Source organism: bacterium, assembly GCA_040755795.1.
Taxonomy (GTDB): domain Bacteria; phylum UBA9089; class CG2-30-40-21; order CG2-30-40-21; family SBAY01; genus JBFLXS01.
The window spans coordinates 12,721-31,300 of sequence record JBFLXS010000012.1 but is presented as its reverse complement, the minus strand read 5'-3'; the positions used below and the strand labels follow the sequence as shown (position 1 = coordinate 31,300).

Here is an 18,580-nt window from a genome sequence, read left to right as displayed (position 1 = left end):
TAATCTTTGCGAACTTTGCGTCTTTGCGAGAGAAAATTTCTATTTAGTTTTTACCACTGATAACTGAGGGATTACCGGCTGAGCTCAGGACGAAACTATTTAACCAATTACCAGTTACCAATTACCAATTACCAGTTACCAGTTACCAATTACCAGTTACCAATTATCCGTTTGCAGGTTACGAAACCTGATGATGCCCCGTGCAAAACTTACTCAACACGACACTAGCGGTGAATAGTTACAAAAATTATTTTCGTTAAATTAACGAAGTTCACATATTAAATTTTTAATATGGGAGTGAAGGGAAAATGCAAAAAATAGAAAAATTATTGGAAAATATTAAACCTATTGATAAAAATTCTTTTAAAGAGACACAAAGTAGATTGGATAATTTAACAAAGCCTAAGAATAGTCTTGGTAGATTGGAGGAATTAGCAAGAGTTGTGGTGGCTATTACTGGCAAAAAGAATCCTGACCTTTCCAAAAAGGTTATTTTTACTATGGCTGGAGACCATGGAGTTTGTGAAGAGGGGGTTAGTTTGTTTCCCCAGGAAGTAACTCCTCAAATGGTTTATAATTTCATTCGTGGTGGAGCAGGAATAAATGTTCTGGCTAAACATGTTGGGGCAAAGGTAATCGTTGTGGATATGGGTGTTGCCGCAGATTTAGAACCAGTGCCAGAACTTGTCATTAAAAAGATTGGGTATGGAACTAAAAATATAACCAAACATCCGGCGATGAGCTACCGCCAAACTATTAACTCAATTATGGCTGGAGTAGAGGTTTTTGAATCAGAATTGACTAATTCAGGTATAGACATTGTTGGCACCGGAGATATGGGGATAGGAAATACTACCCCTTCTTCGGCTATTGTCGCCGCGATTACTAAACAGCCAGTAAAAAATGTTACTGGTAAAGGAACTGGAATTGATGATGAGATGTTAAAAAGGAAAATAGAAACGATTAAAAAAGCCATTGAATTTAATAATCCAAATCCAAAGAACGGATTGGATGTTTTATCAAAATTAGGTGGATTTGAAATTGGCGGGTTGGTTGGTGTTCTTTTAGCCGCCGCGGGGAATAGAATTCCAATCGTCATTGATGGATTTATTTCAGGTGCCGCCGCTCTCATTGCCTATACCCTGAAACCAGAAATTAAAGATTATATGATTGCCGGGCATACCTCAGTAGAAAAAGGACACCAGGTAATTTTAGAATTTATAGGACTGAAACCCCTCTTAAACCTGGAGTTAAGATTAGGAGAAGGAACGGGCGCCGCATTAGCCATGAGTTTAGTCGAAGCAGGCGTTAAGATACTTACCCAAATGGCAACATTTGAACAAGCACAGGTGTCGAGAGAGAGCAGTCATTAGTCGTAAGCGTTCAGCCACAGAGGCACAGAGTTCACAGAGAATTAGAGAAATTAGCCACAAATGCACACGAATTATAGCACTTATTAATCGAAATTTAACATAGATATGGCTATGAAATTCCAAATCACAAATTCCAAATTCCAAACAAATTCGAATGACCAAAATTCAAAACATTACCCCCCATAGTTTGGTATTTAGGACTTGGAATTTGGTGCTTATTTGAGATTTGGTGCTTGGAATTTGGGATTTTTTCCTTATCCACTCTGAGTAAAATTTTGACTAATAACTGCTATATTCCCTCTGTGTTCTCTGTGACTCTGTGGCTATATCCTGAACGGTTACCATTAGTCATTGGTAAAGGATTGAATATGGAAGTAACAAGTTTATTAGATATAAATGAGCGAATAATGAAAAAACTTGCAACTTCTGCTACTTTAGCCAGAGGATTAGCCTTCTTCACTGAAGGGAAGGTGATTAATAGTATTGTCTTTGACCAAACCCTTCGAGGTGAAATAATCGGAAGTGGGTTGTCAAATTACATTGCGTCGGTTGAGATAAAAAATAATAAATTGAATGCCTCCTGTAATTGCCCATCTGAAGAACCATTCTGTAGACATACAACCGCACTTTTGTATGCCTGGCTAAAATCAAAAGAAAAATTTAAAGAAATTAGAAAGATTGAAGCATCGCTTGGCAGGAAGAGAAAAGAAGAATTGATAGATTTGTTGTTAAAAATGATTAAAAAAGAACCCTCTTTAATTTCTACCTTAAATCTTGATATTCCTGAAAAGGTAAGTGAGAATAGAAGATATGGTGAACAGGCAATTCTGCCGTTGGAATTTGAAATACAAAGTTATCAACAACTTTGTAACCTTTTAACTAAATTGAAAGAAATTAGGAATACGACAAAGAATTATGAGCCTCAAATGAGATTGAAAATATTACAATCTATTATCCACCAATCTATCCATAATTATAAAAAAACTTATGATATAGACGGTTTGTTTGCTGAATTCATTGAGGAATGCCTTGATGATTGTTTAAAATTCACCATCCCCCAAAAACAACTATTTTTTAATGATTTTATTGAACTTTATCTCAGCGATAAAGGTGGATTTGCCACATCTATTTTAGAATTGGTTATAAAACAATGCCAGACGCAAGATAATTATGTTACTTTAGAGCGAATATTATTAACAAAACTTTCTGAATTAAAACAAGATAACCTGAAAGAAGATATAATAGAATTTTTGTTAGAACTTTATAATAAGAAGGGTGATAATGATAGATACCTTGAAGTTTGTATGAATAACCTTGATAATTGGAAAAACTGTATTCGATTATGTGATAAATTACAACAATCAGGAAAGATAAATGAGGCAATTCAATGGTATCAAAAGGCAATTGATAAATATGAAAAATACCCACGGATAATTTTAAAAAAGAAATTAGTTAGCTTGTATGAAAAGGCAAATATGCGTGATGAGGCGTTAAATCTCCATTTTGATATTTTCAAAGAGCAAGATGACTTAGAATCCTACAAAAAAATGAAGGCTTTGTTTGGTGAATTGAAGCAATGGCAGGAGATTAGAAATAGCCTTTTATTATTTTTAGGAAAGGCAAAAAAATATCCACTTCTTATAGAAATACTTCTTTATGAGAATGATATTGATTCAGCGATTAAAATTGCGTTGCTGCCCAATCAACGGGTAACCGATATAAAAAATGTTGCCCAACAAGCAATGACTAAAAAACCAGCCCAAGCAATTAGATTATTTAAAAGACTCATTAGTTACTACATAGGTTTAAGACGAAAAGATGATTATAAGATAGCGAAGGAATATTGTCAGCAGGTGAAAAAAATATATCAAGAGTTAAATCAGGAACATACCTGGCAAAAATATATTAAGCGAATAAAAAGATTAAATGCCTCTAACAAGTTGTTATTAGAGGAGTTAGAAGAGATATAAGAGACAGATGTTCGATTATCGGTAATCAAGTAATCGGTGAGGAGAAAACTGTTGCCGATTTACTGATTACTGATTACTCAATGTTCAAGTTTTTTAAAGGACGCAAAGGAAGGGAATAGGTCTATTTAACTTATTTAAAATTGTCAAATTGTAAATTAGGATTGCTTATAAATTTCAATGTATTAAGACTCAAGGAAGGAATTAAAAGGGTGGTGAACAACCTATAATCTTTGCGTTCTTTGCGGTTAAAAAAGGATAAGCCACTTAATCTTAAAAAACTTGAATATCGAGTAAAACTAAATCATGGAGGTGAAGAAAAAAATGACTAAAAAAATTATTGTTTTAGTTTTAATACTAACTTTGATTACTTGCTTTAATATAACCTGGGCGGAAAAAGATAAATTGTTAAGTATAGATGAAAAGGAAGTAATGATGGATAAAGCAAGGAGCAGAGAGCATGGAGCTAAGAGCATAGAGCAAGGGGCAAAGAAGGAGATTGAAGAACTAAAAAAACAAAGGATTGAAAAACCATTATCCCCAAAGCCAGAAATAGAACTGGTCAACGGGATAAAATTTGCTAATCAAAAAAAATACGACGAGGCTATACAAATTTTTGAATCAATTATCAAAAAATATCCAGATACTAAAGCATCTAATCAATCTAAATTTATGATTGATAAGATTAATGAAGAAAAAAGAAAAAATGCTTTATTATCTCAACCTAAACCTACTCCTCAGATTGAAATACCTAAAGAATATTACCCAAATTATCAATTTAATTTAGGAATTAAATATTATCGTGAAAGAAACTTTAAAGAGGCATTAGCCTGCTTTCAGAAAGTAGTAGATACCGCCCAAGCAGATAGTAAATTAGCAAAAGAGGCAGAAATGGCTATCGAAAAAATACAAAGAATACTTACACCTAAACCAGAGCCTGAACCCATTCCTCATTTTAAAATATCTGATGAGAAAAGGAAACAAATACAAAAAGAATGGTATGAAAGGACTATTCAACATCAACAAGAATTATTTGATAAGGCACTTGAGTTAAAAGAAGAAGGGAAATTGCAGGAGGCACTAAAAGTGCTTGAAGAATTAATGGATTCTCGAAGTTCACCTGTATTAGATAAAGCGGCTAAGGAGATGAGTAAGATACAAGAAGATTTAGGTTTATTAGAACAGATTGAAAAAAGTCCTAAGAATATAGAGCTTGGGGTTCGTAAACTTTCTTATGACGAACTACCAGAGTTTGAGAAGAAGATAAGAGCTGGAGAATTAAAAGTAAAACCAAGGGAAAAGGCAAAATGAACAAGGCAAATTTAATTCTAATTAGTGTATTTACTATTTTAATAATTAGTACAGAGGTTTACTCAGCTAATTTTGATTATTCAGATACACTTCCATTTAAAGGAGCATCTAATTATTATAAAGTCACTACCAATTTCTCTGGGAATATCATCATAAAGTTAACTAATATTCCAAATGGTACAGATTATGACCTTTTTCTATACAATTCCTTTGAAGATATGTCTGAAAATCCATACGAGGATGATTATTTGGCTGCTTCATTAAATACAGGTACAACTGATGAATATATCTCTTATTATTCCTCTATCAATAAATCTTATGTAATCAGAGTGTATAGCTATAAAGGTGGTAGTTCAGAAAAGTATCGATGTTATGGTAGTTATCCGTGGGACACTACTCCTCCAACAATCAACACCTTCGACCAGCCAAATGGCTGGCAAAACTCCACTTCCCTCACTATTAAAATCAGTGTTTCTGATGCTGAATCAGGTGTTAATACTGGAGAGTTACAGGTGCAGATTAATGATGCTGATTGGAAGTTTGAAGCATATACTACTTCGAATTATACTTATACTAATGCTGAACATAAAAAGAAGTATGAATTTAGATTTAAGGCAAAAGATAATGCAGGTAATTGGTCAGATTGGGTTGATGATGATTATTGTCAAATTGATACGGTTGCCCCTGAGATAACCAATCACGAACCCAAAGATGGTGCTTTTCTTAAAGGACAGGGTACGGTAAGCTTTGAAGCTAAAGATGATTTATCTGATCTTCCTGATTTCCGCCCTTATTATATTTCTATTGGTGATATCATTGATACCTATGATAATCCATATTATTGGGATACTACTAACTATTCAGATGGTAAGTATGATATATCCTATAATACCGGTGATAAAGCTGGTAATTCTACTTATACAAAAATATCTGTTAAAGTTGATAATACCAGGCCGGGTTGTAGTGTAGTATTAGGTGATGAAGAAGGTGGGAATAATTGGTATGACAATGATGGGCGGGTATATGCTTCATTAGATAACTGGGATTATGGCTCTGGGGTTAGTAAGACATGGATAAATTGGACCGCAGATGTATCTGGTAATGGTGGTACCTGGACAGAAATATCACCTTCAGATAAATCTGAGTGGTATGTTTATATTGGAGAGGGTGAAAGATATTGCTGGTACAGAGTTCAAGATAAAGCAGGGAATGAAAACAAAACTTATGATTATATCACCATAGATAAGACTCCACCTACAGCAAAGGCAGGAAATGATAAAGAAATTAATGAGGATACTTCAACAGAATTTGATGCCAGTGGCTCAACTGATAATATTGGTATCTATAAATACGAATGGGATTGGGAAAATGATGGTGAGTATGATGATTTGACATTTCTTACATCTATTATTTATCATACTTATGATGAGCCGGGAATTTATACTGCAAGACTTCGTGTAACAGATTATGCCAGTAATATTGATACTGATATCTTAAAGGTAACAGTAAGGGATATTACCCTGCCAAAGGCATGGGTAGTGAGTTTAGGAGATGAGCCAGATACGGATACGAAGTATGATAATGATGGGACTATCTATGCTACTTTATGGAATGATGATAATGTTGGAGTGATTAAAACATGGATAAATTGGACAGCAGATTACTGGGGTGACGGTGGTACCTGGATTGAAATCCCTATCTCTACTACTTCTATTTCTCATTATTATGATACAGATGGTGAGAAATATTGCTGGTACAGGGCTCAAGATGCCGCCGGGAATATGGGTACCTGTACTTTACCACAAGTAATAATAGTTGATAGACAACCGCCAATAGCAGATGCCGGTTATGATAAATGGGTATATGAAGAAGAAACAGTCCGGTTTGATGGTAGTGCATCTTATGATAATTTTGAAATAGTAGTATATAAATGGGACTTTGAAAATGATGGATATTATGATGAAGAAGGAATGATAGTCTCATGGACTTTCTGGGATCCAGGGACATATACCACTAAATTATATGTTGAAGATGGTGCGGGTAATCCAGGTACAGACATTATACAGGTAGTAGTATTAGATGCTACTGCTCCGGGTAAACCTACCGGAGTACAGGCTTCTCCAGATGTTCTACAAATTACAGTATCCTGGAATCCTAATCCTGACTTAGATTTAAATTGCTATTGTGTGCATATAAAGGATGATGAGTATATTACTCCTTATAATTTTGATTATTGTATTTTTGTTGATAAAAGTCTAACCTCTTATACATTTGAGAACTTAGTTAAATTAGAGCCATATTATTTTATAGTTACGGCCATAGATAATTCATGGAATGAATCAGAGGCATCAGATAAGGTAAGTGCTACTCCACTATCACCAGTAGATATTATCCCTCCTTTTCCTCCTACTAATTTACAGATTAATGACCCAGGTAATGGCAGTGAACTTGATCTATCATGGACCGCACCTCCTGATAATGATGTGAGTTACTACAATGTTTATGAAGGAGATACAGGTATGCCAACTAAGGAGAGTTATTATTATAAATATGATGGGTTAGCATATAATATTACTAATACCTCATTTACTGCATATCAATTAACTTCAGGACAAAGATATTATTATGGTATAACCGCAGTAGATACCTCAGGCAATGAGAGTGAATTATCTCAAATAAACTCTGAGATACCAGAGGATTTAACTAAACCAGGGCCACCGTGGGGATTATCTGCTATTGGAGGAGAGAATATAGTTTATTTAGGCTGGATAGGGAGTATAGATACAGTAGCAGGATACAATGTATATCGCAAGCCAGCAGGAGGAAATTATACTAAAATTGCCTCATTGGTCAAAGATACCTATTATGATGATACGGATGTAATAGCAGATACTACCTATTATTACTATATCAAGGCAGAAAGTGAGTTTGGCATAGAAAGTGATGCATCGAATGAATCCTACGCTACACCGTATGTAACTCCCCCACTAGATACCACCCCACCTGCAAGACCGACTGTTACTGATATTACTGAGAAAGAAACAGAGATAGATTTGGTTTGGAGTAAGAGTACAGAGGGTGATTGGGCCAGTTATCATGTTTATAAATTGATTGACTCTACCTGGGAGGAGGTAGATAATATTACTGATAGAGGTCATAATTATTATGCTGATTATGGACTACAACCAGATACAACTTATAAATATAAGATGACCGCAAGGGATATAAGTCTTAATGAGAGTGATGCTTATGAGGTAGAGTGTAAAACTCAACCTCAATTTATTTATATCAAGAGTATCAATCCAAATATAATCGACCCATATGCAGAAATTCCTACTAATTATGTGGATATAACCTATTATTTAAGGGAAGAGTGTGAATGTGTAACATTAGAGATATATAATTCTGATAGTGGTGAATTAATATTTAATGCAGTAGATTCCCAACCTGAGGTTTCTACTACTGCCTTTGACCCTACATTCAGGTGGGATGGACATAAGCAAGGAACTTCAGAATGGGTAGATAATGGTCATTATGATGTAAAGATAATAGCAACCTTATCACCAACAAAAAGGAGACAACTTCGACAACCAGTAAGAAGGGAAGATAGAAGAAATAGAACGGTAGAGGTATCAGTTGGTAGACCGGTAGTAGTAATAACTTCACCAAGTAATAATAGTAGATTTTCCTTAGGAGTAAATCCTGTAGAAACATACCAAATTAAATGTCAAGCAATAGGCACAGATGAAGGTGGTAATATAGTACTTAACCCAACAATTAATTGGGAATTAAAATTAAAGTGGCAAGCTACATATCATACTTATCAAGGCACTGTAACAGGCTTTACCAATCCATTTAATACAAGATTTAACACAGGTGGAAGACTTATGATTACAGCTTTATTTACACATCGTCAGACAGCAACAAATTCGATAACTGGAAGTATAATAGGAACAAATCCAAATAGAGCAACTATGAATCCTCAGTTTCCATCAGATAGATTAAGAGCTATTGCCTGGACAGAAACTAATTGGACTCAATTTAGGGGAGGACAACCACTTCAAAATCAAAGTTCTTCAGCAAGGGGGGTAATGCAAATTATAGAACTTTATTGGCATGAAAACTCCCACATCGCTCATAATGACTATAATCGAATGGCATGGCAATGGGATTATAATATAGCTGCTGGAGTAGATATTTTTAATTATACTTATCAAAGTCAAACCCAAGACCAGAGGGAAAATTGGAATGAATCCCAACGAGTAGATGCAGCTACTTACGGCTATAAATGGGGAATAAGTGCAATGAGAAATGTTAAATCAGATGAATTTGATACAAAGATAGCTACTGATGAGTATGTCAAAACAGTCAAGAATTATGAATCTAATAAACCTTGGCAATAAAATTTTAAAATTTGAGGAGGGATGAATTTATGAAAACTCTAAAATGTATTCTCATATGCTGTGTAGTAATGGGAGTAGGAGTAAGTTTTCTATGTTTTGCTGGAAAAGATTCTATTAGTACCCAAAAAAAACACTTTACTTATGTTGCTGCTGGTGGTTTACAAGAAAGGACACATGCTACTATTTATAAAATAGACCTTGATGGGAAGAAGATAGTAGATGAAAAAAGGATACATACAAGTACCTTTGAGGAAAAAGGACATACTTTTGATTTATTTAGGATAAGTTCTGATGTAGATTATATATGCCTTGCTCTTGGTAAAGGAAAATATTTCGGTTCTTTAAAAACTGAGTTCTTAATTTTTGATATAAAAACTATGAAAATAATAAAAAGTATATCAGTAGATATTTATGACCCTTATGAATTTGTATCCATCCCGAGCAAGAGGAAATTATATCTCGCAGGTAGTGAGGAAAATTTTTCATCGGAAAAACATATACTATGTGAATTTGATGAAGCAAATCAAATTACAGATATTAAGAGATTCTCTAAAATATATGGCTGTGAAGGTATATCACCTGATGAAAAATACATGTATCTTAAACATGCCAATGGAAATATTGATATTATAGATACAATAACTAATAAATGTATTAAAAGTGGCAAATTAACAAAATTTCTTAAATTACTTTTAAGAGTTCCCAATAGTGAAAAGTTTCTCCTAATGGAGAATAAATTTAACTCAAAAGAAGAAAGAGAAAAGTTTTTTCTGTTAGAGACAGACCCTGGTACTATGATAAATAAACTTGTTAAATCTTCAGAAATTGATTTATCTAAGAGTTTAGCCTTTTCTCCAGATGGTAGGCAAACTTATCTATTAAAATATTTAGACAAGAAAAGAGAAATTAAAATATTTGATACTTTAACTCTTAAAACTTTAACTACTATTCCAATTAAAGGAGATGATGTAATAGGAGGAGTTTGGAAATCTACTATTACTCAAGATGGAAAATATCTAATATTACTTTGTAGTGGAACTGGTGGAATGAGTAAAAGTTCAGGATATGTGGTAATTTTAGATACCGAATCTAAGCAAGTTACTTATATTCCTATAGACATGGGTCCTCCAGTAGGAGTTGTATTATCTGAATATTAAATTTGATAAATTTGTGCAATCAGTGTACTAAATATGAGCTTAATTCGTTGTACTAAATATGAGCTTAATTCGTTTGATTCGATTACTAAAAATAAAAGGAGTTAAAGATGGGAAATTCGAATCGTGTATATGAATCCACCTCACCTAATGTATCAAAGGATGTCTATGAATATTATTATGAGCCAACAACAAATAGTTTAGAGGTATATGATTTAACCGCAGGTCAGAGCTATTACTATCGAGTATCAGCCGTAGATACCTCAGAGAATGAAAGTGAATTATCTCAAATAAACTCTGAGATACCAGAGGATTTAACTAAACCAGAGCCACCGTGGGGATTATCTGCTATTGGAGGAGAGAATATAGTTTATTTAGGCTGGATAGGGAGTATAGATACAGTAGCAGGATACAATGTATATCGCAAGCCAGCAGGAGGAAATTATACTAAAATTGCATCATTGGTTAAAGATACCTATTATGATGATACGGATGTAATACCAGACACTACCTATTATTACTATATCAAGGCAGAAAGTGAGTTTGGCATAGAAAGTGATGCATCGAATGAATCCTACGCTACACCGTATGTAACTCCTCCACCAGATACCACCCCACCTGCAAGACCGACTATTACTTCTATAACACCCAAGGAAACAGAAATAGAATTAGCCTGGACTCAAAATACAGAACTTGATTGGAGTCAGTATAGGATATATCGAAATGATGCAGGTCCAACACCAATCTTTATTACAAGTGATAAATATCATAATTATTATACTGATAAGGAATTACAGCCAGCAACAGACTATACTTACAAAATAACAGCTAAAGATACGAGTGGCAATGAAAGTTCACCGTACGAAATAATGGTTACTACCCAAGAACCATTCCTGTATATTAAACATATTGATCCAGATGTAATAAATCCTGAAGGAATCAATTTTACCTATGCACTTATCAAATATTATCTAAAAGAGTCATGTGAAAGTGTTACACTAAAAATATACACATCAAATGGAGAGTTAATTTTTGAAGAGATTAATTCTAATCCTCAACCTTCAATTACTCTTTGGGACCCATTTTTTAAATGGGATGGACATAGACAGGATACAGGCGGTTTTGTTACAGATGGGGTATATGATATTGAAATTATAGCAGGGATTCCTCCATCAAAAAAGGCGGTTTCTACTACACAACAGAAAAAGGCGGTTAAAAAAGGTGGAATAAAAGTTCAGAAGAGAGAAAGTGATAAAGATTTTGCTACAGGAGATTGGGCATCTGCAGAAACTGGTGAACATACTTGTCTTGATGCAAAGAAGTTTAAAGACATAATGGAAAGTGATACTCCTCCTTGGATAAGTAGAGGAGATAAATGGGGTAAAGATTTTAATATAAATTTTATCAAGGAACAGAGTAAGGGACAAGATAATATCCAGGCTGATATTCTCTATTTTTCAGGAGATGGTTACAGGGATGGAAGTATTGCATTAGACCTTGATGGAGATGGGGATTATGAATCCTTTTGTTATGCAAGGGATATTGGAATAGAAATAGACCTTACTATTCCAAATAATAAATATTATACAACATCAGCGTGGGATGCTGATACAGAATGGGTCATCTTTGGACTTTGTAGTATACTTGACTGTCATACAGAAGGAGAAAAAGATGTATGTGGCTTGGCATGGGCTAAGACTTTATGTGGCTATCCTAATCCTGCTCATGGGTTGTTTGGGTACCATGGTAGTGCACCAGGGGGAGGAATAGATGTGGAGATTGTTAGAAGATTTCTGGATAAATGTAACAAAGGAATGAGTATGAAGGATGCGTGGAAACAAGTAAATTGGTATGATCCTGAAGAAGGGACAGGGACATATGCAAATTATGCTATTATAATGCATGCTCAAAATCAAAATGATACCCTTTCAAATCCACCAATTACGAATGATGTATCTTTGAATCAAGCCCCTCAATTAAAGTATTGGTATATGGATGAAGAGACGGATATTTACCCATTTAAATCTTCCTTAAAAAGAATATATACGACAAAAGATAATGGAAGGGCTAAAATATTAGTTCCAATCCCGACCATAAAATCTCAGGTAGCGCCTCTTATAGTTCAAAAGGAAGAATTAACGAAAGCGAATAAGTCATCTTTTCTATCAAGTAGCGTTAAATCTTTTGATACAGGTATACTGGTTATGAATAAAGGTATAGATGGCAAAGAAAAGGCTTTGTCTTTTTCAGCAGAGGAAGCTAAACAGAAAGCAGATGAATTTATTAAAACACAAGGTGGAGGGTTGCCTGAAGATGCTGAGTTAGCCTCAATAACTGCTATGAAGGTGGCTGACCTTGACTTAAATGAAGGGATTAAAAATGAAATAGTAGAGGGATACATGTTTGAATACAACCATAAATATAAAGGTATTCCAATTGCAGGGGATTCTGATAGTATCAGGGTTTTAGTAAAGGATGATGAAGTAAAATATTATTATAAATGCTGGCGAAAGCCGATGGGATTTGGTACTACAAAAGAACAAAAAAGACAAATCATCTCTGCAGAGAAAGCATTAAATGTTGCCTTAGCAAATAAAAATAAGGTTTGGAAGGTACCAGAGAACTATTCAGTAACAAATATAGATTTAGCGTATTATGGCAAACCTTCTATAAAAGCACAACAAGAATTAATACCAGTATGGCGGATTGAGATTGATCAGGAAGTATACTTGTATGTTAATGCTTATACTGGAGAATTGATCAATCATTGGAAGTAAGGAGATATGGAAGATGAATTTTAAAAATATTCTTTTTATAGTAGTGATTTTTATTTTCATTTTCATCAGTGGCTGTAAAGATAAAAGGATAATAAAGGAGGGAGGGGAATTATATATAGATAAACACGGGAGAGAATATAGATACGATTTAGCACATCGCCAAAAGAAATATGTACCTATAGCCGATGTCAGACTTGAATGTAAGATTCCTTCAGTGTTCAATTTCACAGGAGCACCTTTAATAGTAGAAAAAGAGGAATATGACTATAGGAAAATGGCGGAGAAATTTTTTGGCACCCTTTCAAATACAGTAGTTGAATATTCACCCGGGAGGTATAAGGGGAGAAAAGAGAATAAAATTCTTTTCTATCGTGCTGATGGTAGTTTTAGTTATGTAATGGGGACAAATACCTTTGATAAGCCACTACCATTTAGTAAAGAGGAAGCACAGAAGATGGTAGAAGGATTTATCAATGAATATGGAGAAGGAGTACAAAAGGATGCGGAGCTATTAATTGAGGAAATAGCACAGAAGGGAACTATAACATTAACTTCTCATGTTATCGATTCGACTGTATATGGATTAAAATTTCATTATATGCATAAATCCAAGGATATTGTTATCTTAGATGATCCAAAATATGGCGGAGATTATATTGAAGCTAGCGTAAATTATAAAGGGATAGTAATATTCCATAGGCGGTGGCGGAAGGTTCTTGGTTTTAAAGAAGAAGGGAGACAAAATATCATCTCTCCATCAGAGGCTTTATTAGCAGCAGTGGATAACAGTTATAAAGTCATTAGTTATAATGGATACAAAATAACTAATATAGATATTGTTTATCACTATCATTGCTGGCCTACATCAGAGAGAAAAATTCAAGTATTAGTTCCATACTGGAGGTTTAAATGTGAACATATGACGATGCCAGGGGAATATCAGTATGTTTATATCAATGCCTATACAAAAGAATTTATTATGTGTCCATGGGAAAAACCTTTTCCCTATCAAATTAAATATCGTTTAGCAAACGTAGAAATTGAGGAATAAGAAGGAGGAAGGATGATGCTCAAAAAAATGTTGTTTATTGGATTAGTAGGGGATTAGTAGAGTCAGACCTTGAATGTAGAAAGCAGTTCCTTTTACATTCAACATTCACGGTCTGACCCCAATGGCACTAATCTACCAGAAGGAATTATTACAAATATTCCACCTGATAGTACAGATGAAGAGGAACTTTTGCGAGGTATGATAGAGCAGGAATCAAGTGGCACTCACTGGCAGAATAGAAGAATTACTATATCTCCACAAGGAGCATTAGGCTTTATGCAGATGATGCCATTTAATAGTTTAGCATATAATGGCAATGGTAATATACCTGCATCTACTAATTTATATGCTCCTGACGGAAACCTATTAGCAGGCGCTCAATATATGAATAATCCGTGCTTGAGGACTGCTTTTAGTTTCTGCCAAGTTGGTGATGATGATAATATCGATTTATTAGCTAAGGCACTAGCTGGATATAATGGAGGAGAGTTAGGTCCTAATCAGACACTAAGAAGATATGCTTGGATGTATATCGTAAGAGATGACTTAATGTCAGAAGAATCAATAAGGTATGCAATTCAGATAAAGCAGAGGTTAGGGATACCTCTTAAATCATGGACATACCCCACAGCTCCTTATACTTATAGTGAATCTCAATGGTTAGCTGATCATTAAAAATTGGAGGTGATTAGAATGTTTAAAAATAAAAAAATGAGGTTGTTATTAATTGTTCTTGGAGTATTATTTTTCACAGGAGTATGTATAGCAAAAAACGAAGTTCAAAAAAAAATAGAAAGTAAACCTATAAGAGCTGTTCAAATGGGCACTATAACTAAAACAATGAAGATGGAAGCAACTTGGTCTCATGATGGAAAGAAGATTGCGTATATCTTTAGAGAAGATACGGATGAAAATGGAATTTTAGAAACAGGAAAAGACAGGGATACACTTTGGATAATGAATGCTGATGGAACAGAAAGGGTATGTGTTACTCCTGACCCTAATGATATAATGAGTTATAGACTTCCAAAATGGTCTCCTGATGATACAAAAATTCTATGTTCCCAAACTTCATGGCATAGGTTTGATCCGGGAAGGTCCCTCGTAATAGATATCAATACAAAAGAAGTAGAAGTATTAGGTGGTGATCCATATGATGAATACAAACCAATTTGGGCACCCGGAGAAGGACATACCATTATCTTTGAGAAACATAGTAAGATTAGAGAAATGGAGCAAGCTCGAAAGGCACCACCTTTAGAAGCAAAGTATAAATTTTATTTTACAGGGGATGGTATTCCTTTAAAAAAAGCACCAGTTGCAAGTGGTAAGGAAAAATTACCCAAGAAGATAGACCTTTGGATAAAAAATCCTGATGGAACAAGTAGACTAATTATGGAAAATACAGGTTGTGGTTTAATATGGTCTCCGGATAAAAAAATGGCTATCTTTGGTGGAAGTGGAGAGGTGTGGCTTATAAATAGTGATGGAAGTGGATTGAGAAAGATTGAGAATGTTCCAAGAATATGGAGAGAAGTGTCTTGGTCACCTGATAGTAAAAAATTACTTTTTATAGGTATGATAGGCGAAGGTTCTGATATTTTCATCGTCAGAATAGAAGATATAGATAAAGAGAAGCGACAAGTTGAATCTACGAAATCTTCACTAAAGAAAAAAGAATGATTAGGTAAAACGGATAAAAAATAATCCGATAAATCCGTTTAATCCGCTTACTAAAAAATATGATAGAAATAGGTAGAAATTTATTTGGAATTGAGGTGTATTTAAATGAGTAAATTATATATATTGTTAGGTATTAAAGTAATAATAATGCTTTATATTTTATTGGTGAGTTTTAATAATTATCTCTTTGCAGAAATGTTACAAGATAATACTGAGGAAATTTTCCACAAAATAGTTATAGAATTGAAAGAAGTACAGATCAACAAATTACAAGACCTATATATACAATTAGGGTTAGAGGATGTGACAAATGACTCACAAAGTGTATTTAGAAGATGTTATGTAAGTTCTTTGCTCCCATTTAAATATCTTAGAGAGCAACTTTTGAATAGTAGAATTGTAAAAGAAGTTGAACCTGATTCCCTATATAGGCTAAATAAGATACCTGATGACCCACTCTTTAATATGCAATGGGGATTGCATAACTTAGGTCAGACCAAAGGTAAAGAGGATGCAGATGTAGATGCTCCTGAAGCTTGGGATTTTCATACAGGAAGTAGAGAGATAGTAATAGCTGTAATAGACACTGGTATTGACTACAATCATATAGATTTAAAAGATAATATTTGGATTAATGAAGGTGAAATACCTAAAAATGGTATTGATGATGATGAGAATGGGTATGTAGATGATGTATATGGGTGGGATTTTTTCAATTGGGATAATGACCCAATGGATGATAGTTACCCAATATATCACGGGACACATGTTTCAGGAATAATTGGTGCAATAGGAGATAATAGTCAAGGTATTGCAGGGATGAATTGGAAGATAAAAATCATGCCTCTTAAATCTTTCTGTAAATATGGATATGCATATTTATCGAATATACTTCCAGCTATTCAATATGCTATTAAAATGGGAGCCAATGTAATTAATGCAAGTTGGGGCTCTATATTTCCATCAGAGGCTTTAAAAGAAATGATAGATTATGCAGGTAAAAATGGTGTAATTTTTGTCGCAGCAGCAGGGAACTTTAGAATGGATTTGGATAATCCTCCTAAAATAAGAGGTAGATCTATTGGTTTTTATCCAGCAGGATATGATTTACCAAATATAATTTCAGTCGCTGCAAGTGACCACAATGATAAACTTGCTTGGTTTTCAAATTATGGAAAAACATCTGTAGATTTGACTGCTCCTGGGGTTAATATCATAAGTACAAAATTTGGAAATGAATATAGATACCTTAGCGGAACATCTATGGCTGCTCCGCATACAACAGGAGTCGTGGGCTTAATGCTATCTCAAAACCTAACTATCAACCAAAGGGATATAATTGAAACTATATTAGATAGAGTTGATCCTTTACCTGAATTTAAGGAAAAAGTTAAATCTGGCGGGAGACTCAATGCGGCAAATTGTATGGGTTACTTCCCAAGACTGAGCGTACCAGATTATATTATGAAATTCATCTACTATTATTTGGTAGAAACAAATTAATAAAAAAAGAGGTGTTATTTATGAAAATAAAAAAACGACTCTCTATAATATTATTGCTCATAATGTTTTTCTCAATCGAAGGGCAATCTGCAGAAAAAATTCCCTTAGAAGAGGATGAATTAGAAAAAACAAAGGAGATAAAATTCTATAGTCTTGAAAAGGAATATCGTAAGATTAAAACTCAAAAATTTACCCTAAAAAATGCAGTAGCACTTGAGTTAAAACCAATCATTGAAAGTATGTTGTCAATATACGGCTCAGTTTATGTAAATGAGAAGGATAATATCGTATATGTTACTGATACCCCGGAAATGATAGAGAGTTTGGAACCTATTATTAGAGAATTTGATATTAAAGGGATAAAAGCTGGTGGTAATTTTGTCTCAAGTGTGATTCTACTTAACCATACAGATGCCTCTCATATAATCGATTTGGTAAAACATAAATTATCTAAAGATGGTAAGATACTTAAAGTAGGAGACTTGAATGGGTTAATAATCACAGATATCCCCAGCAAAATTGAAGAAGTTAAGGACTTAATTAGAAATTTAGATGTTCCTATTAAACATATCTTAATTGAAATTACTATATTAGAATTAAATTGGGAATTTTATAAGAAGGTGGGTTTAGATATAATGGGCTGGTTGGATAGAATGTACCCAGAAATCAGGTATCAGAAAACCCAATATAAATATGAAGATAATACACCTAATCACGATAGTAAAGAATTTTCCTTTACTATTTCTCCCAGATTTAATATCTCAGATATTATCGAGTTAATGATTAGAGATGGTGAAGGAAGAGTTTTGGCATCACCAAAGATAATAACAAAAAATAATAATTTAGCTTATCTTGATGCCAGTGAAATAATACCTTATTCGCCTTCGGATAATAGTTATTCTCCTGGTAGAGAGATGACAGTCAAGGCTGGGGTATATCTATCTGTCTTACCCATTGTTCAGCAGGATAATTTCATTAATTTAAGAATTTCTCCAAGAATTAGTGATTTTACAGGCTGGAGTCCAAAAGGAATGCCAATAATCTTCCAAAGATCTATGAACACAGAAGTAAATGTTAAAGATGGTGAGACCTTTGTATTAGGAGGATTAAGAAAGACTGAAAAGGTAGAAGACATTAAAGGGATTCCTATTCTTAAAAAGATACCATTATTAAAATATCTGTTTTCTAAAACTGTAAAAGTTGACCTTACAAGAGAGGTTGTTATGTTTATTACACCTTATATCATTAAGGAAGGAATTTACTTTCCAGAAAAAGATAAAGAACTATTAAAAAAAATGGAAGAGAATATAAAAAGATGAAAACTCCTAATCCGATAAATCCGCTTAATTTGATTACTA

At 33.9% G+C, this 18,580-nt stretch carries 11 protein-coding genes and 1 pseudogene; all 12 read left to right on the top strand.

Going from position 1 to position 18,580, the window contains the following annotated elements; all coding sequences use genetic code 11:
* Positions 1 to 308: 308 nt before the first annotated feature.
* Complete coding sequence (cobT, locus tag AB1414_01905; GenBank protein MEW6606194.1) at positions 309 to 1,373, top strand: nicotinate-nucleotide--dimethylbenzimidazole phosphoribosyltransferase; 1,065 nt, start codon at positions 309 to 311, stop codon at positions 1,371 to 1,373.
* A 311-nt stretch (positions 1,374 to 1,684) separates the two neighbouring features.
* On the top strand, positions 1,685 to 3,343 hold the full coding sequence (locus AB1414_01900) for a hypothetical protein (protein MEW6606193.1): 1,659 nt from the start codon (positions 1,685 to 1,687) through the stop codon (positions 3,341 to 3,343).
* Between the two features lie 125 nt (positions 3,344 to 3,468).
* Positions 3,469 to 3,570, top strand: a pseudogene (locus AB1414_01895) (GxxExxY protein).
* Positions 3,571 to 3,664: 94 nt separating this feature from the next.
* Complete coding sequence (locus AB1414_01890; protein ID MEW6606192.1) at positions 3,665 to 4,651, top strand: tetratricopeptide repeat protein; 987 nt, start codon at positions 3,665 to 3,667, stop codon at positions 4,649 to 4,651.
* Positions 4,648 to 9,054 (top strand): PKD domain-containing protein, encoded by a 4,407-nt coding sequence (locus tag AB1414_01885; protein MEW6606191.1) that lies wholly within the window; start codon positions 4,648 to 4,650, stop codon positions 9,052 to 9,054. Before AB1414_01890 ends, AB1414_01885 begins: the two co-directional genes overlap by 4 nt.
* Positions 9,055 to 9,083: 29 nt before the next feature.
* A complete protein-coding gene (locus AB1414_01880; GenBank protein ID MEW6606190.1) occupies positions 9,084 to 10,211 on the top strand; it encodes a hypothetical protein in 1,128 nt (375 codons plus the stop codon).
* A 107-nt stretch (positions 10,212 to 10,318) separates the two neighbouring features.
* Entirely contained in the window at positions 10,319 to 12,985 is a 2,667-nt protein-coding gene (locus tag AB1414_01875; GenBank protein MEW6606189.1) for a hypothetical protein, read from the top strand.
* Between the two features lie 13 nt (positions 12,986 to 12,998).
* Positions 12,999 to 14,036: a two-component system regulatory protein YycI gene (gene yycI, locus AB1414_01870; GenBank protein ID MEW6606188.1), complete on the top strand. Its 1,038-nt coding sequence runs from the start codon at positions 12,999 to 13,001 to the stop codon at positions 14,034 to 14,036.
* A gap of 69 nt (positions 14,037 to 14,105) precedes the next feature.
* Entirely contained in the window at positions 14,106 to 14,711 is a 606-nt protein-coding gene (locus AB1414_01865; protein ID MEW6606187.1) for a lytic transglycosylase domain-containing protein, read from the top strand.
* 18 nt (positions 14,712 to 14,729) lie between these two features.
* Positions 14,730 to 15,719 (top strand): hypothetical protein, encoded by a 990-nt coding sequence (locus tag AB1414_01860; GenBank protein ID MEW6606186.1) that lies wholly within the window; start codon positions 14,730 to 14,732, stop codon positions 15,717 to 15,719.
* A gap of 105 nt (positions 15,720 to 15,824) precedes the next feature.
* Positions 15,825 to 17,222 (top strand): S8 family peptidase, encoded by a 1,398-nt coding sequence (locus AB1414_01855; GenBank protein ID MEW6606185.1) that lies wholly within the window; start codon positions 15,825 to 15,827, stop codon positions 17,220 to 17,222.
* A 20-nt stretch (positions 17,223 to 17,242) separates the two neighbouring features.
* Positions 17,243 to 18,541 carry a secretin N-terminal domain-containing protein gene (locus AB1414_01850; GenBank protein MEW6606184.1) on the top strand — a complete coding sequence of 433 codons (1,299 nt, stop codon included), beginning with the start codon at positions 17,243 to 17,245 and terminating at the stop codon, positions 18,539 to 18,541.
* Positions 18,542 to 18,580: the final 39 nt, after the last annotated feature.